21 protein-coding genes, 1 pseudogene and 1 riboswitch are annotated in these 20687 nt (G+C 46.9%); of the genes and pseudogenes, 13 read left to right on the top strand and 9 right to left on the bottom strand.

Annotated elements, in window-relative coordinates:
- The first annotated feature begins 23 nt into the window (after positions 1 to 23).
- Together BLS58_RS00455 and BLS58_RS00450 are read left to right on the top strand one after the other, a co-directional pair.
- Positions 24 to 1511, top strand: coding sequence for a glutamate synthase subunit beta (locus tag BLS58_RS00455; RefSeq protein ID WP_090395591.1), 1488 nt, complete (start codon positions 24 to 26; stop codon positions 1509 to 1511).
- A 262-nt stretch (positions 1512 to 1773) separates the two neighbouring features.
- A pseudogene (locus tag BLS58_RS00450) lies at positions 1774 to 2175 on the top strand (DUF421 domain-containing protein); the annotation flags it as partial.
- On the opposite strand, the gene BLS58_RS00445 reads toward BLS58_RS00450, so the two are convergent.
- Positions 2172 to 2843, bottom strand: coding sequence for a DUF421 domain-containing protein (locus tag BLS58_RS00445; protein WP_090395589.1), 672 nt, complete (start codon positions 2841 to 2843; stop codon positions 2172 to 2174). The pseudogene BLS58_RS00450 and the gene BLS58_RS00445 overlap by 4 nt on opposite strands.
- 314 nt (positions 2844 to 3157) lie before the next feature.
- Complete coding sequence (locus BLS58_RS00440) at positions 3158 to 4126, bottom strand: FUSC family protein (RefSeq protein ID WP_176764521.1); 969 nt, start codon at positions 4124 to 4126, stop codon at positions 3158 to 3160.
- A gap of 161 nt (positions 4127 to 4287) precedes the next feature.
- Between BLS58_RS00440 and kapB the strand changes: the two genes are divergently transcribed.
- From kapB to BLS58_RS00420, 4 genes are all read left to right on the top strand, one after another.
- Positions 4288 to 4650, top strand: coding sequence for a kinase-associated lipoprotein KapB (kapB, locus tag BLS58_RS00435; protein ID WP_245723004.1), 363 nt, complete (start codon positions 4288 to 4290; stop codon positions 4648 to 4650).
- A 217-nt stretch (positions 4651 to 4867) separates the two neighbouring features.
- Positions 4868 to 5902: a homoserine dehydrogenase gene (locus BLS58_RS00430; RefSeq protein ID WP_090395586.1), complete on the top strand. Its 1035-nt coding sequence runs from the start codon at positions 4868 to 4870 to the stop codon at positions 5900 to 5902.
- 72 nt (positions 5903 to 5974) lie between these two features.
- Complete coding sequence (locus tag BLS58_RS00425; RefSeq protein WP_245723003.1) at positions 5975 to 7405, top strand: aldehyde dehydrogenase family protein; 1431 nt, start codon at positions 5975 to 5977, stop codon at positions 7403 to 7405.
- Between the two features lie 42 nt (positions 7406 to 7447).
- Positions 7448 to 8620, top strand: coding sequence for a M24 family metallopeptidase (locus tag BLS58_RS00420; protein ID WP_245723002.1), 1173 nt, complete (start codon positions 7448 to 7450; stop codon positions 8618 to 8620).
- On the opposite strand, the gene yidD is transcribed toward BLS58_RS00420, so the two are convergent.
- Together yidD and dapA are read right to left on the bottom strand one after the other, a co-directional pair.
- The gene (gene yidD, locus BLS58_RS00415; RefSeq protein ID WP_090395585.1) at positions 8617 to 8847 is read right to left on the bottom strand and encodes a membrane protein insertion efficiency factor YidD; all 231 of its coding nucleotides are present in this window, start codon (positions 8845 to 8847) and stop codon (positions 8617 to 8619) included. The two genes, BLS58_RS00420 and yidD, sit on opposite strands and share 4 nt — an antisense overlap.
- 145 nt (positions 8848 to 8992) lie before the next feature.
- The gene (dapA, locus tag BLS58_RS00410; protein WP_090395584.1) at positions 8993 to 9880 is read right to left on the bottom strand and encodes a 4-hydroxy-tetrahydrodipicolinate synthase; all 888 of its coding nucleotides are present in this window, start codon (positions 9878 to 9880) and stop codon (positions 8993 to 8995) included.
- Positions 9881 to 10053: 173 nt separating this feature from the next.
- A riboswitch (Lysine riboswitch) is annotated at positions 10054 to 10234 on the bottom strand.
- Positions 10235 to 10391: 157 nt separating this feature from the next.
- On the opposite strand from dapA, the gene BLS58_RS00405 reads away from it, so the two are divergent.
- Positions 10392 to 11063, top strand: a complete 672-nt coding sequence (locus BLS58_RS00405; RefSeq protein WP_176764520.1) for a YhcN/YlaJ family sporulation lipoprotein — start codon at positions 10392 to 10394, stop codon at positions 11061 to 11063.
- Positions 11064 to 11065: 2 nt separating this feature from the next.
- Here BLS58_RS00405 and BLS58_RS00400 read toward each other — a convergent pair whose 3' ends face one another.
- Together BLS58_RS00400 and BLS58_RS00395 are read right to left on the bottom strand one after the other, a co-directional pair.
- Positions 11066 to 11941 carry a diacylglycerol/lipid kinase family protein gene (locus BLS58_RS00400; RefSeq protein ID WP_090395582.1) on the bottom strand — a complete coding sequence of 292 codons (876 nt, stop codon included), beginning with the start codon at positions 11939 to 11941 and terminating at the stop codon, positions 11066 to 11068.
- Between the two features lie 18 nt (positions 11942 to 11959).
- Positions 11960 to 12568 carry a lysophospholipid acyltransferase family protein gene (locus tag BLS58_RS00395; RefSeq protein WP_090395581.1) on the bottom strand — a complete coding sequence of 203 codons (609 nt, stop codon included), beginning with the start codon at positions 12566 to 12568 and terminating at the stop codon, positions 11960 to 11962.
- A gap of 151 nt (positions 12569 to 12719) precedes the next feature.
- Between BLS58_RS00395 and BLS58_RS00390 the strand changes: the two genes are divergently transcribed.
- Together BLS58_RS00390 and lgt are read left to right on the top strand one after the other, a co-directional pair.
- Entirely contained in the window at positions 12720 to 13811 is a 1092-nt protein-coding gene (locus tag BLS58_RS00390; protein ID WP_090395580.1) for a class II aldolase/adducin family protein, read from the top strand.
- A gap of 59 nt (positions 13812 to 13870) precedes the next feature.
- On the top strand, positions 13871 to 14677 hold the full coding sequence (gene lgt, locus BLS58_RS00385) for a prolipoprotein diacylglyceryl transferase (protein ID WP_090395579.1): 807 nt from the start codon (positions 13871 to 13873) through the stop codon (positions 14675 to 14677).
- Here lgt and BLS58_RS00380 read toward each other — a convergent pair.
- Positions 14674 to 15222, bottom strand: coding sequence for a hypothetical protein (locus BLS58_RS00380; protein WP_090395578.1), 549 nt, complete (start codon positions 15220 to 15222; stop codon positions 14674 to 14676). The genes lgt and BLS58_RS00380 overlap by 4 nt on opposite strands.
- 293 nt (positions 15223 to 15515) lie before the next feature.
- Here BLS58_RS00380 and BLS58_RS00375 point away from each other — a divergent pair, with 293 nt between their 5' ends.
- From BLS58_RS00375 to BLS58_RS00360, 4 genes are all read left to right on the top strand, one after another.
- Positions 15516 to 15779 carry a hypothetical protein gene (locus tag BLS58_RS00375; RefSeq protein WP_090395577.1) on the top strand — a complete coding sequence of 88 codons (264 nt, stop codon included), beginning with the start codon at positions 15516 to 15518 and terminating at the stop codon, positions 15777 to 15779.
- Between the two features lie 17 nt (positions 15780 to 15796).
- Positions 15797 to 16186, top strand: coding sequence for a type II toxin-antitoxin system PemK/MazF family toxin (locus BLS58_RS00370; protein ID WP_245723001.1), 390 nt, complete (start codon positions 15797 to 15799; stop codon positions 16184 to 16186).
- 237 nt (positions 16187 to 16423) lie between these two features.
- Positions 16424 to 17629, top strand: a complete 1206-nt coding sequence (locus BLS58_RS00365; RefSeq protein ID WP_090395575.1) for an alpha/beta hydrolase — start codon at positions 16424 to 16426, stop codon at positions 17627 to 17629.
- A gap of 200 nt (positions 17630 to 17829) precedes the next feature.
- Positions 17830 to 18474 carry a hypothetical protein gene (locus BLS58_RS00360; RefSeq protein ID WP_090395574.1) on the top strand — a complete coding sequence of 215 codons (645 nt, stop codon included), beginning with the start codon at positions 17830 to 17832 and terminating at the stop codon, positions 18472 to 18474.
- A 30-nt stretch (positions 18475 to 18504) separates the two neighbouring features.
- On the opposite strand, the gene BLS58_RS00355 is transcribed toward BLS58_RS00360, so the two are convergent.
- Positions 18505 to 19842, bottom strand: coding sequence for a YjiH family protein (locus BLS58_RS00355; protein WP_245723000.1), 1338 nt, complete (start codon positions 19840 to 19842; stop codon positions 18505 to 18507).
- Positions 19843 to 19866: 24 nt separating this feature from the next.
- A complete protein-coding gene (locus BLS58_RS00350; RefSeq protein ID WP_090395573.1) occupies positions 19867 to 20664 on the bottom strand; it encodes an HAD family hydrolase in 798 nt (265 codons plus the stop codon).
- Positions 20665 to 20687: the final 23 nt, after the last annotated feature.

The raw sequence follows: 20687 nt of genomic DNA, 5'->3' as shown, positions 1-20687 counted from the left end.
GCGAGTAAAAAGGAGGGAAACCGATGGGTCATCCAACCGGGTTTATGGACATTGCACGTAAAAATCCTCCCAAAAGAGATCCTGAGGAAAGAGTGAAAGATTGGGGTGAATATCAACTAACCCCTCCCGAGGAAGAGGTTGAGGAACAGGCAGCGCGCTGTATGGATTGTGGCATTCCTTTTTGCCAGGCAGGAACGAACATGCCCGGCTCGGATGAGATCGGCTGTCCGGTTTATAACCTCATTCCGGAATGGAACGACCTCGTTTATCGAGGCCAATGGAAAGAAGCCCTGCAGCGGTTGCACAAAACGAATAACTTTCCTGAATTCACCGGAAGAGTCTGCCCCGCGCCCTGTGAAGGATCGTGCACAGTCGCCATTGACGCTGAACCGGTGACGATTAAATCGATTGAACTGCAAATCGTTGAAAAAGGCTTTCGTGAAGGCTGGATCACTGCCAAACAACCTCTTCACCGTACCGGAAAAAAGGTGGCGGTCATCGGTTCGGGCCCGGCCGGTTTAGCTGCCGCTGCCCAGTTAAACCGAGCGGGTCACGAGGTCATTGTGTACGAAAAAGAAGACCGCGTCGGGGGGTTACTCACGTATGGCATTCCTGACGTGAAATTGCCTTATGAGACGGTGCTGCGGCGGGTTCGTCTGCTGGAAGAAGAAGGGGTTACATTTAAAACGGGCGTTGAGATCGGGACGACGATGACGTGGGACGAATTGCGGACACACGTTGACGGCGTTGTGCTTTGTACGGGCGCCCAGGTCCCGAGAGACGTGGAAGACGTTCCCGGTCATAACCTAAGCGGGATCGAATATGCCATGAACTTTTTGACGCAGAATACGAAAGCGTTGCTCAATCATAACCTCCGTAACGATGACTACATTTCTGCCGAAGGGAAACACGTTGTCGTGATCGGAGGCGGAGACACAGGCGTTGACTGCATTACGACGTCTGTCCGCCACGGGGCGAAATCGATCACGCAATTCGACATTAATACCGAAAAAGGGGAGGAACGCACGGAGGACAATCCGTGGCCGTTATTTCCCATGACTTATAAACAGGAAGAGGGGCAAAAGGAAGCTGAAGCCGTTTACGGTGAAGACCCGCGTGCTTATCAATGGCTGACGACCGAATTTATCAGCGATGGGGCGGGAAATCTCACGGGCATAAAAGCCATGCAGGCAGATACGGTTTATGAAGATGGCAAAAAGGTGAGAAAACCAATTCCGGAAACCGAGCGCGTTTGGGAAGCCGACCTCGTTTTACTCGCCATCGGTTTCACCGGACCGGAAAGAGATTTGCTTGAACAAATGGGCCTTACAACGACGAAACACGGAACGGTATCCGCTGAGTATGGGGACTATGCGACAAGCCGGGAAGGCGTCTTTGCGGCCGGGGATAACCGTAGAGGGCAAAGCCTCGTCGTTTGGGCGATCCATGAAGGACGAGAAGCGGCAAGGGAATGTGACCGTTATTTAACAGGTTCCACGATTTTGCCTTAAGGTCAGGAGCCTTTTTCAGCAGGTAAGAAAGTATAGACCACTTTCTTATCCTGCATAAGTGCAACTAAGGCTTATCGCCTTAAAGGCTTGGCGATAAGCCAAGTTTTCTTTACAGCGAGGAGCAGGAAGGTTCCCTCTTCCTGCTCTTTTTGGGGTACAAGAACATTTTCATACAGGGGTCAAAAAATTGTAGATAGTTTCAACTTCTACAACGAGGTAACTTTTTTGAGTATTTCTTCCTTCTTTAGATCAATCTAAAAAAGGAAAACCCTCTATCCTTATTCGCAATGGTCAAATTGAGAGACAAGAAATGAAAAAGAATAAAATTGATATGAATCAAATGCTACAATCACTACGAAAAGAAAAGGTATTTTCCGTAAGAGAAGTGGCCTATGCGATTCTTGAAGCCGATGGTACAATGAGCGTTCTGAAAAAAGCAAAATATGAATCGCCTACAACTTCAGACATGAATTTGCCTTTAAAGCCTGCATATCTACCTGTTACATTAATCAATGACGGAAAAGTCGACTGGGAGAATCTATCCAAGTCCGGCCTCAATAAAGAGTGGCTGCTCAATCACCTTCATAAACATAATATCAATCATTACAAAGATGTATTCTATCTTGAATGGAAAGAAGATGAAGGTGTATTGCAGCGCAATTAAGTGTTGTTTCCGCTTCCGTCATCAACCATCAATTGATGATTTTTATCCCAAACGGTTGCAATAAAAACATCTTCCAGTTTTTTATACCCTTTTTCTTTAAGTTGGGATCTTAGCCATCGTTCATCACGATGAAGGAGCTTTAAATTTTCATATTGAATGATCCCTTCCACCACTACAGTGATAGGAACTCCAGTTTTTTCCACATCCAAATTTAAATCTTTTCTTGTAATGGGGTGTGCATCTTCCCTAAGCACAACACTAAGCTCCCCAAAAGGCTCAAGAATGGCATATTGAATGTTTTTTATGTCTAGATATCCCTTGCTTCTCAGACTTGAAAGCAACTCAATTAAGGAATAACGGGTTTTTTTCAAATTTGATTTGATGATTTTTCCATGCTTGATTAAGATCACAGGTTCCCCTACTACCAAGTGGTGAAATCTCCGTAAAAGGCTCAGTCTTGCCAAAGAATAGTGCAAACCCCCTACGGCGATAATCCCCAAGATTGCCTGACTAAGGGTATTTATTTCAATGGGGGATGTAGCAATAATAACCAAAAAAAAGACAGCCACTAAATCATGAGGCGTGATTTGCGAAAAGGCGGAATGCCCAAACATCCGAATGATGAATAGGGTTAGAAGGAATAGCAGAATAATTTCAACGATAAACAATGGAGCCACCTCAAACGCGACATGCGATTCGTCTACCTACACATATCGTATGTACATATAACCATTTCATACAGGGCTAAAGGGAGCATCCATCGATTTTGCCGCCATTTCCCCCTAACCGTTGGTTTGACAGTTGAGGGTGTTATCATTAGTGATCAAATAAAAAATTTAGATTGGAAAAAAAAGAAATGCACGCATTGCAGGAAAGGCACCTAACGACCTTGTTAATAAGGTTGTTCAGGTGATACATACCTATTTGTACGAAGAAAATCATGGATAAACAGCTTTAGAAGTCCTCCGATTTCATCCCAAGGTCAGGACCCCTTCTCCCATCGGGACCACTTTTCACTCGGAGCAGGTAGGGGAACGCTTTCCTGTTCATTTTCCTGTAACGTTTCTATGCAGGCGCTAATCACTTCTTGAAGCTGAGGGTGCTTATTTTGCTGTCGGATTTTCTCAAGCCATAATAGTAGCTGCGTGGGTTCCAGTTCTCTCTCGGGAAAATGGGCTAATATGCCTTTAAACGCAAGAGTCGGCAATGATTTTGACGTGCGTAGGATATGTACATGCTCAAGAAGGCGTAACAGCGTGTCAATGCGTCTTTCCGTCAGGTGTAATGCTTGCTGATCCACGGGGGAAGCAGGATGCAATCGCCATTGAGTCCGTTGTTTGTGCAAACGTTTTTTCATACGGTGGAGTTTTGCATGGAGCACGTCCCTTTGCGCCCAAAGACGAGAATGTTCATGGCCCTCCTCCTCATTTTCAATAATGGAAGCAATCATATGTAATCCCTGGCGCCAACTTTTCTCGCTGTTTTTCTCCAGTGAAGCCGTGTAAGTAGGTGTATAGACGAGCAGATTAATGATGGAAGCGATCATAATGCCAATTAATGTACTCATGACACGGGCGAGGAATTCGGCGAGTTGGTGCCCGGCCATCGTCGGTATGATGGCAACAGCTGTCACAGAAGCGATAGCGGTAAATTTTCCGATGTTAAAATAATGAAGAGCCGCGAGTACGACAACGGTTATAAAGGCATACACAATCGGGTGCGCGCCGAGGGTATAAAAGAAAACCAAGGCATATAAGGCGCCTGTAGAAGCGGCAATGACGCGCGTTGCCCCGTTACGGACGGCATCGATACCGGTAGGGTCCCACGCGAGCATAACCGCCACGAGCGCAAATGTTGGCGATATGTGCAAATGCAAACAAAGGGCAATGCTTAGACAAATACTCAAACTCGTTTTGAGAAGTCTTCCGCCACTCCATTGAAGCCAGAACAAGGTTGTCACCACCAAAATTTCACGTACCGAAATTTTATTCTTTCAATAATAATATGCCATATACCAAAGCATTTTATGCACCGGGATGAAATTGTTGAAGAAGACTGGCACATTCACGTATGATACAAATAAGAGATGATACACAGAAAAGAGGTGCGAATATGATCGTACAAGGAAAATATAAAACAGGGGTTTACGTGGGGGAAGAACTGGAACGTAAAGATGACCGAACATTAATTAAAGTTTTGGCGGTCCTCAAACACCCTCTACAGGGAGACCTACACCAAGGCTTTGAAACAGAAGTCCCCCTGTTTCATGAAAGAAACGCCCTCTCCTATTATGAAAAAACATGGGTGCCAACGGTTACCGTTCAGCCTTATGAAGAAGACATCCCCGATTATAAAACAAGCTTGCGTACTGCACTGGACAACGAAAAAGAGAAAATGAAGGCCAGAGAAGATGAATTTGGAGAGAAAGCCTTAAATAGCCTGGAAAGCCTTGAAACAAGATATAAATTTGATTAGCCATTCGTATAATCGTACAGCAGCAATTGTTTTAACACCGTAAGACCGTAGAAGAAGAGGGTAGACATCGTCTAATCCTCTTTTCTTAGCAGGTAAGAAAGTATAAACCACTTTCTTATCCTGCATAAGTGCAACTAAGGCTTATCGCCTTAAAGGCTTGGCGATAAGCCAAGTTTTCTTTACGGTCGAAGATACCTATAAAGAGGGGGGATAACCGATGAAACATAAAGTAGCCATTATCGGGTTTGGAGGTGTCGGGCAGGGATTTTTACAAATCATAGGAAATAAAAACGAAGCCTTACAAGCCCAACACGGCCAGCCCATCGACATCGTATCCATCGCTGATTTATCCAAAGGAGCCTTGCACAACGATAACGGATTGGATCTTGCCAAGATTGATGCCAGCCTCGAAAAAGATGGAACGTTACACCATTATGAAGACGAACCCGGTTTGGAAACCGGATGGGATGTCCATACCACTATCACCAAAAGCAATGCCGACGTCGTCGTAGAACTCACATATACCGATGTTGAAACCGGGCAACCTGCCCTTGATCATTGTAAAGCGGCTCTTTCTGTCGGCAAGCACGTGGTCACGACCAATAAAGGACCGATTGTCAATGCTTACAAAGAACTGCAGCAGCTCGCTGCAAACAACGGTGTAAGCTTTTTATTCGAAGGCACGGTTATGAGTGGCACACCGGCGTTAAGGATGCCGGCGCAAACTTTAATGGGCAACGACATTCGGCACATACGCGGCATTTTAAATGGGACAACGAACAGTATGCTCACGGAAATGGCCAGTGGCATGAGTTATGAAGATGCCCTTGTCTCTGCTCAAGCCAAAGGCTATGCGGAAGCTGATCCGACGAACGATGTTGAAGGCTATGACGTGCAGGGGAAAGTTGTGATTCTGGCCAACGTTTTACTGGAAGCAAACTTAACGAGAAATGATGTTCCTTGCCAGGGCATCTCGCATTTAACGACCACCGATATCGCCGACGCCGACGCTGAAGGCAAAGTTTGGAAACTCCTCGGTGTAATCGAAAAAGACGGCCAACAAACGCGTGGATACGTGCGCCCGGAAAAACTGGATAAAACAGATACCCTGGCACAAATCTCGGGACCGACCAATGCCGTCGCTTATGAGTGTGATCTTTCCGGAGAAATTACGCTGACAGGAGCCGGAGCCGGAATAACGGAAACCGGTTATGCCGTTCTCATTGATATTCTCACACTAGGCCGTGATTAACTGTGTGTAAAAATGAGTAACAAAGGGTATAGATCTTTGGCATTCACTCTCCAGAAAAGGACTGATGTTCAAATGATGAAAAAACAGATGTTTATAGCAGGAGAATGGAAACATAAAGATCAAGTGATTGAAGTCGACGATCCGGGTACAGAAGAAATCATTGGAACAGTCCCCAAAGGTACAGCCGAAGATATGGAAAAAGCATTAAAAAGTGCCAACAAAGGCCGCCAGATCGCAGCTGCGCTTACGACAAGACAACGCATGGATATCCTTACAAAAGCAGCAGAACTGGTGGATGACAATCTGGAAAAAGCCGCGCAACTCATTGCCACAGAGGGTATAAAAACGATAAACGAGGCACGCTCCGAAGCCGGTCGAACCGCTGAAACCTTGCGTTTATCAGCAGAAGAAGCACGGCAGTTAAGCGGAGAAACGATAAATTTTGATCAGGCTTCCGGCAATTCCGATCGCCACGGGTATTTCTTTCGCTTCCCCGTAGGCATTATCGGTGCGATTACACCGTTTAATGATCCTTTAAATCTCGTCGCCCACAAGATCGGGCCCGCGCTCGCGAGCGGAAACGCAGTGATTCTGAAACCGGCAACGCAAACGCCGTTATCCGCTTTGTGGCTCACGGAAAAACTTCTCGAGGCCGGTTTGCCGCCAGAAATCATAAATACAATTACAGGCAGCGGAAGTGAAGTCACCCCGCCATTGCTGGAAAGTCCGGATGTCCGCATGATCACTTTTACCGGCGGGGTAGAAGCAGGGGAAAAAATCGCGAAAACGGCCGGTTTGAAAAAAACAAGCATGGAACTCGGTTCCAACTCGCCCTTTCTCGTCTTTAAGGATGCCGACCTGGATGATGCTGCGGAAGCTGCTGTCGGCGGTGCTTACGGGGCAGGTGGGCAAAACTGCCTCAGTGTCCAACGGATATATGTCCACAAGGACATCGAACAAACCTTTACGGAAAAATTCATTCAAAAAGCAAAACAACTGAGCACCGGTGACAAGAAGAATGAACAGACGGATATGGGACCGGTGATTTCCGAACAAGAAACAAATAATATTATGACAAATATAGAAAACGCCAAGGAACAAGGAGCAGAAGTGCTTTGTGGCGGTACGCGTAAAAATCGCTTCGTGCAACCGACGTTGCTAAGCCGTGTTCCTAAAACGACAACCCTTTACAAAGATGAAATCTTTGGTCCGGTGGCTTCCCTGCACACGTTCTCGGATTATGACGAAGCCATAAGCGCGGCCAATGAAGTCGATTTCGGTCTTCAAGCCGGGGTTTTTACGAATGATTTACACATCGCCCATCGAGCGGTTCACGATCTGCATGTCGGGGGCGTCATTATCAATGATAGCAGTGATTTTCGTGTTGACGCCATGCCGTTTGGCGGTGTCAAAAGTTCCGGTATCGGCCGGGAAGGGGTTCACACGGCTATGATGGATATGACAGAACCAAGGGTTGTGAGCTTTAAAATCAAAGACTTATAATATCGGCCTGGTGGCGGTATAAAGAGAAGAGGGGGGAGACATTTGTTCTCGATTGAAGAATATGAAATGAGGATGAATAAAACAAAACAAAAAATGCTTGAATACGGGGTAGAAGTACTGGTGCTTTCCAACCCGTCCAATATGTGTTACCTCACAGGTTATGATGCCTGGAGCTTCTACGTTCATCAAGTCGTTGTCGTTTTCATCGATGAAGAAGAACCCCTCTGGATCGGAAGGGAAATGGACGCAAAAGGGGCAAAAACGACGACGTGGCTGAGTGACTCTCATATTATCTCTTATCCTGATGAATTCGTGCAGTCATCGATCAAGCATCCGATGGATTTTGTTGCCCATGTGCTCAACGATCTCGGGCAAGCTTCGAGAAAGATCGGCGTGGAAATGGATGCCTTTTATTATACGGCTATGTGTCACGACCGTCTTCAAGTCGGCTTGCCGGATGCCGAATTTAAAAACGCCAGTGCCCTCGTTAATTGGGTAAGAGTGATCAAAAGCGAAACGGAAATCGATTATATGCGCAAGGCTGCGTATATCGTGGAGAATGCCATGCAAGCGGCTTATGACAAAGTCAACATCGGGGTAAGGGAAAATGAGGTTGCGGCGGCCATTTATCATGCACAGATCTATGGCAGTGATGATTTCGGCGGTGATTATACATCGATCGTGCCGATGCTTCCATCGGGAAAATATACAGCAAGCCCCCACTTAACATGGACGGATAAAAAATATCGCGAAGGTGATTTTTTAACCCTGGAAATTGCCGGTTGCTATTCGCGCTATCACACGCCCATGGCCCGAACGATGGCACTCGGAAACGCTCCCGATTATGTGCTTGACGTCGGGAAGGTTGTCAACGAGGGAATCAGCGAGACGCTTCAACACATGAAACCCGGGATGACAGCTGAAGAAGTGGAAGAGATATGGAGTCGCTCCATCGCGAAGCATGGATACGTGAAAGCGTCTCGGCTCGGTTATTCGATCGGATTGAGTTACCCGCCGGATTGGGGTGAGCATACGATCAGTTTTCGAAAAGGGGATCGTTCCATACTGGAACCGAATATGGCTTTTCATCTGATGCCGGGTATTTGGTTTGACGATTTCGGGATCGAGATAACAGAATCCGTCCTTGTAACCGACGATGGCATAGAAACGTTAACGTCTTTCGATCGCGATATTTATGAAAAACCGACCCCTTAATCTTTCTCTTTTTTCTCCGGAACCGGGTCAAAGCCACCTCGATGAAAAGGGTGACACTTACTCAACCGAATGAGGGCAAGTATTAATCCTTTGCCTGCCCCATGTTTTTCAATGGCTTCGGTTGCGTATTGTGAGCAAGTGGGATAAAACCGGCAAGACGGCGGGGTGTAAGGGGAAATGTAGCGACGATACAAACGAATAGGAAAGATGAATATACGGCGTATCATATGAGCACCTCGAATGAAGAAGAGCGACCACCTTTTTTGGTCGCTCTTTTCTCTGCTTGGCAGATAAGAAAGTATAACTTTCTTATCATGCATAAGTGCAACTAAGGCTTTCGCCAGGCTTGGCGATAAGCCAAGTTTTCTTTAATTAGCTAACGAAGAAGGTCGCCTTGGGCTGCAATGTTTGATACAAAAGCTGATGTTCTTCCTCCGTTAAAGGAATCATCGGTAAGCGCAGATTTCCGGAAATAATGCCTTGCATTTCCAGTGCCGCTTTTACCGGAGCGGGGCTTGGAGCCATAAACATCGCGTTCATCACCGGCAACAATTCCCGATGTTGCTTGGCGGCCAATTGGACATGGCCCTGGGTGAAACTCTGTATCATTTGCAGCATATTCTTGCCGATAATATGTGAAGCTACAGATACGATGCCAGTACTGCCAATCGACATAAGCGGCAATGTTAGGCTGTCGTCTCCCCCGTATAACTTAAAGCCGTCCTGCGCGTTTTCAATGATGAAGGAAGCCGCATCAGCATCGCCGCTCGCTTCTTTCACGGCCTCGATATTCGGGATGTTCGATAAACGGATAATCGTCTCGGGGGTTAAACTTACAGCGGTCCGCCCCGGGACATTATACAGCATGATCGGCAAATCCGTGCATTCTGAGATGGTTTTAAAGTGTTGATACATTCCTTCCTGCGAAGGCTTACTATAGTAAGGGGTGACGAGCATGATGCCGTCGGCGCCTGCTTCTTCCGCCGCCCGCGTCAGAGACATGGACGCGCGCGTATCACTGGTGCCGGTTCCCGCAACCACCGGAATTCTTCCGTTAACCACCTTGACCGTATGCTTGAATAAGGCGACTTTTTCCTCTTTTGACAACGTCGGTGATTCACCTGTCGTTCCGGAAACGACGATGGATTCCGTGCCATTTGCAATCAGATGGTTAATCAACTTTGTCAGATCCTGAAAGTCGATCTCGCCTTTGTCGTCAAAGGGCGTTACCATCGCTGTAACTAATCGTCCTAAATTCATGTTTACCACCCTCGTGTTTGATATTTTGATTATGAGGGGCTCATTACACGAGTTAGTTTATGTGCCGTCGGGTAAGAAAGTGTAGGCAAATCACTATGAACGACCGCCTAAAAAACAGCAATGAGCGCTCTCATTGCTGCATGAACACTTCTTTATAACCAGAAGCACTTCATGCGTGAGATAGCCCTCCATATAGCCTCGAGCTATATGACAGCCCTGCATTTCTTCAATGCACGACCAGCCGTGAATGCGTGAGCCATTCCTAGCTTCGGCAAATTCCCCTTTCCGTAAACGCGTCGGATCTCACCGTCCATACGGATACGTACTGATGGTTTTTGCTCCTCTACTCCCACTTCAGAAGAAGCTGGATGTATTTATAAATGTATTGTACCAAATGTTTATGCCTTCTGCAACAGCAAAAATGCAAGAAATGGACGGCGTATCTATAATTTCCGGATGTTAAATGAGCTAAAACGGTTATCCTAAAGGATAAGAAAGGAGGATGATCCACATGAGAATACATGTCCCTCTGTTGGCGGCGATCGCTCTTCTGGTCATAGCAACGGGTTGTGTCCAGGATACCCCCGAAATGGGCCATACCAGAGAGCATTATGATCCCGAGCTTGAAACGGGTATTAATCTGCAGGATCATCTCGGTCCCGCTTCCGACCTCATGGTACCGGATAACAGCCCGGGAAATCTAACAAAGGGGGGAACGCAGGACATCGATAGCCAACGGGATTACGGCTGGCATAAGAATCGAATCAATTCCGTTGAAACAGGGCGCGTGAAAAATCATCCACGCTTACGTGACGATCCTGAAGCGCTTCAACAACAAGTCGATGACATCAATCAACAATACGGGGATGAAGCAGACCCTGCCACGATTAAGGAAAAAATTGAAGCGCTGGACGCCGTTTCCCATGCTCATGTCGTCTCGCACGATAACCTTTTATATATCGGTATTGAAGGGAGTTCCATGAACGATGGACGCTTACAAGAAACGATCACATCCCTTGTCGGCGAAGATGAAGACTTCGTCTGGCATACGGATCGCAGAGCCGTACATCGCATTCGTGCTGCGGAAAAAACGATGGCTCCCGATCATGAATTCGGTGCTCATGAATGGCTTGAAGATGCGGAATATGAATTACAAAAAATTGGAGATGACTGGAGTCACTGATGCTAAATAACATTGAGAGCTTCTTTTTCAACATCGATTTTTATCGGTGTTTGGCCGATGATTTCACCATCTCCGTGTACGATCATGGCAGTTGAAGAAGAAATTTCAATTTGTTTTCCCGTGAGCATTTTTACTGCCGGATGGCTGACATGTTTTCCCTTAAATACGCCGGGAAATGCTCGCACAAACTGGAGCCTGGACATGCCATGAACAACGCAGAGCTCCAGGAAACCATCATTGCCTTTTGCGTTTGGGCAAATGGCCATTCCACCGGCGTAATAGGGGAAATTGGCAACCGCAATCAGCCACACGTTCGTGATATCTTCTTTGTGCCCGTCAACGGTGATGGTGATATCCACCGGTTTGTAACTGAGTAACACTTTAAAAACGCTGATAACGTAAGAAAGCTTCCCAAAACGAATGACATTCAGCCACCTTTTTGATTTGGAAGCATTGACGGTTTGCGCCACTTTTCCATCAAAACCAACCCCTATCACCGTCACACAACACTTGCCGTTGATCCGTCCAATATCCACGGCCTGCTGCTTCCCATGCAAAATACGATCAAGCGCTTCCCTGGCGTTTGTGGGGATGTCCAGAGCTTTTGCAAAATCATTGCCGGATCCGGCCGGTATAATGCCGACGGGGGTTTTTGCCCCGATTAATCCATTGATGACTTCATGGATCGTCCCGTCGCCTCCGATCACAATGATCACTCCGCCATTGATCTCCCTGACGATAGCGGTGGCATGGTTGGATCGTTTGGTGAAATAAACCTGGTAGTCAATTTCCTTGGTCTGAAGTGCTTTTTTTACCTGTTTCCAAATCAATGCACCTTTCCCGTTACCGGAGCATTTATTGACGATGATGCTGTACAATGCCCAGCCCTCCTTTTGTCAATTTTCCGATGGTTTTCCAAGCCACTCCAGCTCTTCGTCTTCGGAACGTTCTCTAATTTGCGCCATGACATATCGGGACATCCATTCATCATCGGCACTCGGAAAATCACCTGGCGCGATGGCTTCCCCGATGACGACCTTGACAGGCCTCCGCCATAACACTTTTTTTCCTTTGATAATGGTTACCGGGACTATAGGCACTTCGGTTTTCCTCCCCAAAAACGCTACCCCTTTTTTTGGTCTGACCGTCTCGCCTGGCTTACACCTCGTTCCTTCGGGAAAAATTCCAAATAGTTCCCCCTGCTCAATCGTATTCAGCGCCTGTCGCACCGGACGAATCACGATGCCACTCTTACGATCGACGGGTATAGCGTGAAGTTGCCGCAAAAACCAGCTCCCGAAGCGATGGCTAAACAATTCGGTTTTTGCCATAAAATGGATCGGCTTTTTGAACACACCGGAAAGAATAATCGGGTCAAAGTAACTGTCATGATTGGCTGCGATAATGACCGAACCATGTGGAACCCGGTCCTGCCCGCTCACCCTGATTTTAAACAAAGAGAACATGATCATGATTCCGACAGGTTTTAACAACCAGTATAGCATGCTATCAAGCCCGCCTCCGTTTATTTGCTTATCCTTATTATACCTTGAAATCCCTTAAAAATACCTGCGGGGACGTATATCCCGTCATTTTGCGGTTAAAATATAACTGGTATATTTTTCAATGCGATTTTGGCAAGGAGGATTTAGCGAAATGAAAAACTTCACGGTTGCAGGAAACGTCGAAAGCCCTTTTTTGTCCTGGTTAACCGCTGGTATGATCCAGGAATTCCAGACGGCCGGATATCAATACGATGATGAGCCCGCGAATCATATCAATTTGGTCTTTAATATGATTGAGCCTGATCGTCCTCGGCATTTTCGCAGAAACTCACAATCGACGTTTGTCGTTACCGTCGTCGAAAATGATCACATACCCGAGGATGTGTTTAAAACCGCGTACCCATACTTAATTCGGTCATTGGCTAACCATTTGCTCTTTATTTCCCATAGAGATGACCGCACGGAGCTTTACTTTCTGACACCGGAGCAAGGATTCTATAACATTACCTATCAGGCGGCAGATGATGAAAGCCTTTTTTTTAAAAAGATATACGAAAGGCTCGAACCTTTGGCTTCTTCGCAGTTGGTGATTGACAACGATTTCTATGAAGACCTTTACGGGCAGCTATCCAACGGCAATGACGTGACAAAAAGATTGTCCCTGTATGGCAAAGAATTGGACAAAATGGATCTATTACCGGCTCCGTTTCCGATAGAGGAATATTTATCACCGCGGGATCTGCGCCATTTAAAAAAATTGTACGGCATCGGCGGCTTGAGTTATGGAAATCTGAGCAGTCGCGAGAATGCCAACCATTTCTGGATGAGCGCGAGCGGGATTGATAAGTCAAACATGAAAGAAATCGGCAGGGATATTCTTTACATCACCGGTTATGATGACGATAACAACGCCATGAAAATCAGTATTCCGCCGAACACGGACCCGAAGAGAGCTTCTGTGGACGCGATTGAACATTGGATGATTTACAGGGAGCATCCTGAGGTGGGAGCGATCGTACACATCCATGCCTGGATGGATGGGGTTGAGGCGACACCTATAAATTATCCGTGTGGGACGATTGAACTTGCTGAATCCGTGGCCGAGCGGGTACATCAAGCCGAGGATCCGTCCCGGGCCATCGTAGGACTTAAAAATCACGGTTTGACGATTACGGGAACTGATTTGGATGACATCTTCCGCCGTATTGAAGGACGGGTGATCCCCCAGGTGCCGATGGGATAGCCGGAAATCAGGGGTCAGGGGTCAGAGGCCAGAAGTCAGAAGTTGAAGGAGTGGGTAATATGGATAGGATCGATCCGGTGGCTATTGAATTGGGGCCGATTCAGATATACTGGTACGGGCTTATTATTGTCGCGAGCGCCCTTATTGGGTTGTGGATTGCGGTGCGGGAGAGTGAACGTCGCGGCCTTCCCAGGGATACATTTGTGGATCTCCTTTTTATCGGTTTTCCGGTGTCCGTTGTGTTTGCCCGTCTCTATTATGTCCTTTTCAATTGGGAAACGTATGCGGAAAACCCTCTGCGGGTTTTTGCCGTTTGGGAAGGCGGCCTGGCCATGCACGGCGTGTTAATCGGGGCCGCTCTCACCCTGATCGTTTTCGCGAGAGTGAAAAACATTTCTTTTTGGCAACTCGCGGACATTATGGCTCCGAGTTTGCTGTTGGCCCAGGCGATCGGACGCTGGGGCAACTTCATCAACCAGGAAGCTCATGGCGGTCCGGTTTCCCGCGAATTTCTTGAAGGCTTATATTTGCCCGATTTTATTATCGAGCAAATGTTCATTAACGGAACTTATTACCATCCGACATTTTTATATGAGTCCATCTGGAATTTCGCCGGGTTTATCGGACTTATGCTGTTGCGGAGAGTCAACGTACGGCGCGGCGAACTGTTTTTGACCTACCTTCTTTATTATTCGCTCGGGCGTTTCTTTATTGAAGGACTGAGAACCGATAGTTTGCTGCTTACTGACAATTTGCCGGCGGCCCAGGTCGCATCTTTGCTGCTCATGGTTTTTGCCGTCGTGATGATCGCATACCGCCGGAAAAAAGGATATGCCGACGTCCGCTATCTGGATGAGGGTGTTTAATCTACGAGCCCGAACTCGGCTATCTTTTGGTCATAAGTGTATTCCATCGTACGTAAATATTCAGTAAGATTTTCCGTATAACTGCGTGTGAGATCACAAGCGGCAGCGTCCCCGTCTGCACAATCACTGACATTCATCGCGATGGCATCCATTTCCAGGAGTGAACCTAACGTAACATCCCTGAGATCATGAAATTCAGGAGGGGTCGGTCGATCGGTAATGTCTTCCACCAGTGCCGACAAACGTTCCACCGACGCTTTTGTTTCTGCTTCGTCATCGTCATCCACATGGTCATAAAGAACTTCCAGTTCATCATGGTAATGTTCTAAAAAAGTGCTGTAATAATCGCTGTAATCCTTGAGATCATCATAATTGCCTTCGGCCTGTTGATGTCTTACATATAGTTCATTCGGTTCTATGCCCGGGCCCTCTTCATATTCCATCCTCTCCAGGTCGGCGCCCAGATCTTCGGCATTCTCGCTTCCACAACCGACCAGGACAAGAATGAGCGAGAGCATGACAAGCAATCCCTTAATGAAACGCATGGGCTTTAAAACTCCTTTTTTGGCAGATAAGAAAGTATAACTTTCTTATCATGCATAAGTGCAACTAAGGCTTTCGCCAGGCTTGGCGATAAGCCAAGTTTTCTTTATCTCATTTTTTTCGTTACCGCTAGTATGGGATAGTGTAAAGGCATCTATGCATGAAAGCTCAAGGATCGGGCTATCCTGATGGGTAAGGAGATGTTTTCCCAAAAACTTATAGTGAAAAATCTTTAAACCAATGAGGTTTTCGCTTATAATAGATGGGGAATACAAATCTGGGGGGCCCATGGACCATGCATTCAGAAAAGATCTCCGTACCGCTTACAGATGAGTTATTCAGTGAGATCAAGCACTTAAATGAACAGAACCGTTTTTTTTATCAGTTGCTTCATCGCTACATGGAGCGGAAGAAGCGGGAGTCCCTCCGCGCTGAATTGGAGCAAGGATATATGGAGATGGCACAATTAAACCTGTCGATTGCCGAAAGCTTTGCTTATTCAGAATGGGAGGCCTTTCATCATGCAGAATCGCGTCAGCATGTCATCCACTATGAATAAGGAGGTGAATGGATGACGTGAATCATTCGGACCAATCCCAACATACAACGGGAAAACAAAACGTCAAACGCGGCGATGTTTTCTTTGCGGACTTATCTCCGGTGGTCGGCTCCGAACAAGGCGGAGTCCGCCCGGTCCTCATTATTCAAAACGACATTGGCAACCGCTTTAGCCCAACGGTCATCGTGGCAGCGATTACTGCGCAAATTAAAAAAGCAAAGTTGCCGACACACGTAGAAATCGACGCTGACGAACATCAATTCGACCGTGACAGCGTCGTGCTCCTTGAACAAATCCGTACGATTGACAAACAACGACTGACAGATAAAATTACACATTTGGATGATGACATGATGAAAAAAGTCAAAAACGCTTTAGAGATTAGCATCGGTCTCAGTGATCTGTAGTTACATAATGAACGAAACGCCAGCTCCCCCCAGGGCTGGCGTTTGTTATTGCGGAGATCAGATTCAGGGGATAATACTGGACAATCATGGATACCTTATCCATGAGCTGTTTACTAACCGTTAATTGTGTGATAATGTGTGAAAAAGTAAAATAAAATCGCACAAAACGCAATATAATATGGTATAATGTAAAAACAGATAAATTAAAGGGGGGAATGGCGAAGAACGCTGTCCGTTATGATTAAAAGAAAAGCGCTTTCAATTTCTTTGAAAATCGCCATCGGTTTCTTGATCATCCTATCGAGTTTCGTCAGTGGCTGGTCAACAACGTCAGAAGGGGATCTGCCTTCCAAAACAGCAGTGATTCTTCATGCCATTAACAACCAATTGGTCGTTCCCGATGAACAGCTGACCCCGCCCTCGTTTTTAACCGGCAGCAACAGTGCCGGAGGCGTTGCTTTTGAACAGGAATCACTGCAAATTCCCGTGAGTGACGGCTCGGTTTTACCAGGGCGCATGCATAAACCGGTCGATGCCCAGGACGCGCCGGTGATTGTCTATTATCATGGTGGTGCTTTTATGGAGGGATATGGCAATATCGATACCCATGATAACATCGCCCGTGCCATTGCCTATCGTTCGAATGCCATCGTCATCAGTGTCGGGTACCGGCTCGCCCCGGAGCATATTTTCCCGAAAGCCGTCGACGATTCTTATGATGCGTTGATATGGGCTTATGAACAGGCAGAAGAGTTCGGCGGTTCCCAGGAGAAAATGATCGTAGCCGGCGACAGCGCCGGAGGGAACCTTGCCACCGTAACCGCCATGAAAGCGCGAAATGAAGGCGGGCCGGAATTACAAGCCCAACTTCTTTATTACCCTTTGACCACCTTTCATGACCGACCATTGGATACGCGCGATAAATATGCCGAAGGCGGCTATTTACTTTCCAGAACGGTGATGGAGAAGGCCAGGGATTCCTATACGCCCGGGGAAGAAATGTGGGAGAATCCGTATGTATCCCCCCTTGATGAAGGTGTGGCCGAAGACCTGCCACCCGCATTTATCGCCACCGCCGAATTTGATCCTCTCCGGGATGAAGGAGAGCTATACGCACACAAACTCAATGAAGAAGAAGTCCCCGTGGAAGCGATTCGCTATGAAGGGGTGATGCACGGATTTTTATCCTTTTATGAAGTTTTGGCCACCGGCCGACACGCGTTGGATGACAGTGTAGAGTTTCTCGATCGCACTTTGAATGACGAGCAAATGATGGCGACAGGCTTTCGGATTATTGAACGGGCGCAACCATCGGGAATGGAAAGAATAAGGGAAGAAACGGAAGCTCACATGGCCGCTGTCTATTTGCTTGGATTGCATGTCCAGCGACAATTCCAGCAATGGGTCGAAACGTCAATGCTTGCAGAATCGGAAGATGAATGACATCCCCCTGGTCACTGCTAAGTGACCAGGGGATTTTTAGCGTTTAAAGAGTATATATCCATTCACAATCGGTGAGTGTTTATTTTGTTCATTTTTTGTCCAAATTCTTTTATATCCTCTGTTTTATTATCACTAAAGCTATGATATAATCCTTAAGGATTGCTCACCAAGAGAACGACATTTCTAAAGGGGGTTCCCAGATGTTAGCGGGACGAAAACAACGATTACAGACATTCGCCAGGCGACGCCGTCAGATGGATGTTCATGAACGCATACAGGAAAATGAAATGATGTCCATCCTCGAACAGGAGATGCCGCGATTTATTAAAATGACAAAACCTGTGTTTTTATTGCGTCCGGAAATGGAAAGACAACTGCATCATTTTTTGCAGACACAAAATCGCCAACACGGATATTCAATGTCATTTTTTAGTAAAAACACTCGGGATCAGGCCCATTTCTATAAAAAAGAGCTGTCCGTCTTTATTAAGTATTTGCAGAACAAAGACTTCCAGCTAAAAGGAAACGAAGCATTGTTTGCTCAAGTGCTGCTCAACCATTTGGCTATCATCAACTTCCAGCAAAAACAAAAACGCTACGGAACATTGGCATGGCAGACGGATCGCCTTATAGATGTCTTCGATCGTTATCTAGCTTTGGTGAACGAAAAAGATTACTATCAGATTGATCACCTCGAGTTCCTGCGCCAAAACCTGATCAGCAAACGGTTAGTACCGGTAACGATGAGTCAGAATAGACTTAAACGCCAACTCAGGCAACACGAGAAAACCAATGACGTTCATCGACTTAACAAAATGGCGAAACGCCTACAGGAAACTCAATAGAAGAGGCTTTCCGCTCAAACGGAAAGCCTCTTAAAAAATAATATGCGCGCATAAAACGATAATCGGTAAGGTAATGAGTGTTCTCAATAGGAAGATCATGGCGAGTTCCATAAAGGTGATCGGTATCTTTGACCCGAGGATCATGCCACCGACTTCGGACATATAAATCAGTTGCGTGATGGATACAGCACCGATGATAAAACGGGTCATTTCGCTTTGAATATCAGCCCCGATCAAGGCCGGGAGCAGCATGTCCGCAAACCCGATCAACATCGTTTCCGAGGCCGCCTGCGCTTCGGGCACTTGCATGAGTTCAAGGAGCGGGATGAAAGGAAGGCCCAGCCATTGAAAGAGCGGGGTATGTTCGGCGATGATAATCATCACCGTACCGATCGCCATCACGATCGGTATAACAGCCAACCACATTTCCAAAACGTTTCTTAAACCGCTGCGAGCTGCTTCTCCGGCACCGGCATCGTCCGCCCGGATTAGTGCGCCTCGCCACGCGCGCTGAATCGCCGGTTCATCGACGTTTTCAGCACGCTTTTTCGGTTCTGCACCCGGGTAAAGTTCCTCGCTTTTTCTTGAAAGCGGCGGAATGCGCGGCATAATCATGGCCGCTACGATGCCTGCAATCGCAATCGTTACATAATAAGGAAGAAACATGTGCGTAAGCTCAAGATAACCGAGCACGACAATCGTAAACGTAATCGAGACGATGTTGAACGTCGTTCCCAACACCGCCGCTTCCCGTTTTGTATAAAAACCTTGTTCATATTGTTGGTTCGTGAGCAACACCCCGATCGCGGCATCCCCGAGCCAGGAAGCCAAACTGTCGATGGAAGAACGGCCGGGCATTGTGAACAGCGGGCGCATAATGACGTGCAGCAAAGCACCCGCGAACTCCAAAAGGCCAAAATTCATCAACAGGGGTAAAAATATACCCGCGAACAAAAAGATCGTAAGCAAGAAGGAGGCCAATCCGAGAATTTCCCCGCCTGTCGCTTCTCCCCACAGCCATTCCGGTCCCCACTCAAAAAGAATCGCCGCGGCCAATATAAGCCCGATGATCCTTATCACGAACCACGTCGGGGTGACGGAAAAAAGGGCGACAAACAAGGGGCGTCGCATCCACTGGGGAGAAAGATATCGATAGATCGTCGTTCCGACCACTGAAATGGCAACAAGGATGAGAATGAGTTCTCCGAGAATAGGTTCGAGTACAGCATCGAGCGCCTCTGCCAACCAGGCGATGGGAATGGTAATCTCACCATCCACGGTTATCGGCGTAATAAATATAAAGATTCCGATCAACGAGGGCAGGATGAATTTGAACATTTGACTGGCATTATATTGTTTCTGTGACAAGGGATCACTCCCAAACTTTCGAAATTAAAAACCGTCGATACGACCGATAGCATCTTCCAGTTCCCGCAACGTGGTGATCTCAACTTCCGGTATGATGTCTGTATTATTTTCCGCCTGCTCGCGATTCACCCATATCGTCTTGATGCCTGCCTGGTTTCCGCCCACGATATCCGTGTGCAAGTTATCACCGATCATAACGGTTTGCTCTTTTTCAGCACCAAGCTGGGTGAGGGTATGTCTAAAAATGGAGGAATCAGGCTTTCCAACCCCGAAGGCCCCCGAGATAATGATACGGTCAAAAAATGGAACCAGCGCTTTTGTCATTTGCAGTTTTTTCAGCTGCAAACTGGGCGCACCATTGGTAACGAGCGCGAGTTGATAAGGAATATCCATTTTCGTTAAAACCTCAAACGTTTCTTCGTAAACATAAGGCAACGTTTCCCGATATTCGATGAATCGTCTGGAGAGTTCCCGGGCCAATGATAAATCGTCTACCTCGACTTTTTTTAACGCTTCCGTCCAGACTTCGAATTGATACATCCCAATGTTTGCCCCCATCTCCCTGAGGCGGGCATCGTGTATGTCATCAAACATCCCCCACAGCCCCTCGAAGGGGTTGATGCCGAGGGCGGTCGTTAATGGATAAAACGATTGCTCTTCATAGAGAGTCGGAGCCACTGTTTTAACGGCTTCCATAAGCTCACCACTATCAATGCCCGTCTGCCGAGCGGCGTCGTTGGATGTGGCCAGCAACGACTCGGAGATGCTCTTTTTGTCCCATATCAATGTGTCATCAAGATCAAAAAGAAGTGTATGTATCATTTTTCCCATCCTTTCCTATTCGA

The organism is Natribacillus halophilus (genome assembly GCF_900100185.1).
Lineage (GTDB): Bacteria > Bacillota > Bacilli > Bacillales > Marinococcaceae > Natribacillus > Natribacillus halophilus.
This window is presented reverse-complemented; position numbering and strand designations above follow the sequence as displayed.

Excerpts from the sequence above, each read along its gene's own strand:
- BLS58_RS00455 (WP_090395591.1), top strand. The coding sequence starts at position 24 with ATGGGTCATCCAACCGGGTTTATGGACATTGCACGTAAAAATCCTCCC.
- kapB (WP_245723004.1), top strand. The coding sequence starts at position 4,288 with ATGATCGTACAAGGAAAATATAAAACAGGGGTTTACGTGGGGGAAGAA.
- BLS58_RS00430 (WP_090395586.1), top strand. The coding sequence starts at position 4,868 with ATGAAACATAAAGTAGCCATTATCGGGTTTGGAGGTGTCGGGCAGGGA.
- BLS58_RS00425 (WP_245723003.1), top strand. The coding sequence starts at position 5,975 with ATGATGAAAAAACAGATGTTTATAGCAGGAGAATGGAAACATAAAGAT.
- yidD (WP_090395585.1), bottom strand. The coding sequence starts at position 8,847 with ATGATACGCCGTATATTCATCTTTCCTATTCGTTTGTATCGTCGCTAC.
- dapA (WP_090395584.1), bottom strand. The coding sequence starts at position 9,880 with ATGAATTTAGGACGATTAGTTACAGCGATGGTAACGCCCTTTGACGAC.
- BLS58_RS00405 (WP_176764520.1), top strand. The coding sequence starts at position 10,392 with ATGAGAATACATGTCCCTCTGTTGGCGGCGATCGCTCTTCTGGTCATA.
- BLS58_RS00395 (WP_090395581.1), bottom strand. The coding sequence starts at position 12,568 with ATGCTATACTGGTTGTTAAAACCTGTCGGAATCATGATCATGTTCTCT.
- BLS58_RS00390 (WP_090395580.1), top strand. The coding sequence starts at position 12,720 with ATGAAAAACTTCACGGTTGCAGGAAACGTCGAAAGCCCTTTTTTGTCC.
- lgt (WP_090395579.1), top strand. The coding sequence starts at position 13,871 with ATGGATAGGATCGATCCGGTGGCTATTGAATTGGGGCCGATTCAGATA.
- BLS58_RS00380 (WP_090395578.1), bottom strand. The coding sequence starts at position 15,222 with ATGCGTTTCATTAAGGGATTGCTTGTCATGCTCTCGCTCATTCTTGTC.
- BLS58_RS00375 (WP_090395577.1), top strand. The coding sequence starts at position 15,516 with ATGCATTCAGAAAAGATCTCCGTACCGCTTACAGATGAGTTATTCAGT.
- BLS58_RS00365 (WP_090395575.1), top strand. The coding sequence starts at position 16,424 with ATGATTAAAAGAAAAGCGCTTTCAATTTCTTTGAAAATCGCCATCGGT.
- BLS58_RS00360 (WP_090395574.1), top strand. The coding sequence starts at position 17,830 with ATGTTAGCGGGACGAAAACAACGATTACAGACATTCGCCAGGCGACGC.
- BLS58_RS00350 (WP_090395573.1), bottom strand. The coding sequence starts at position 20,664 with ATGATACATACACTTCTTTTTGATCTTGATGACACATTGATATGGGAC.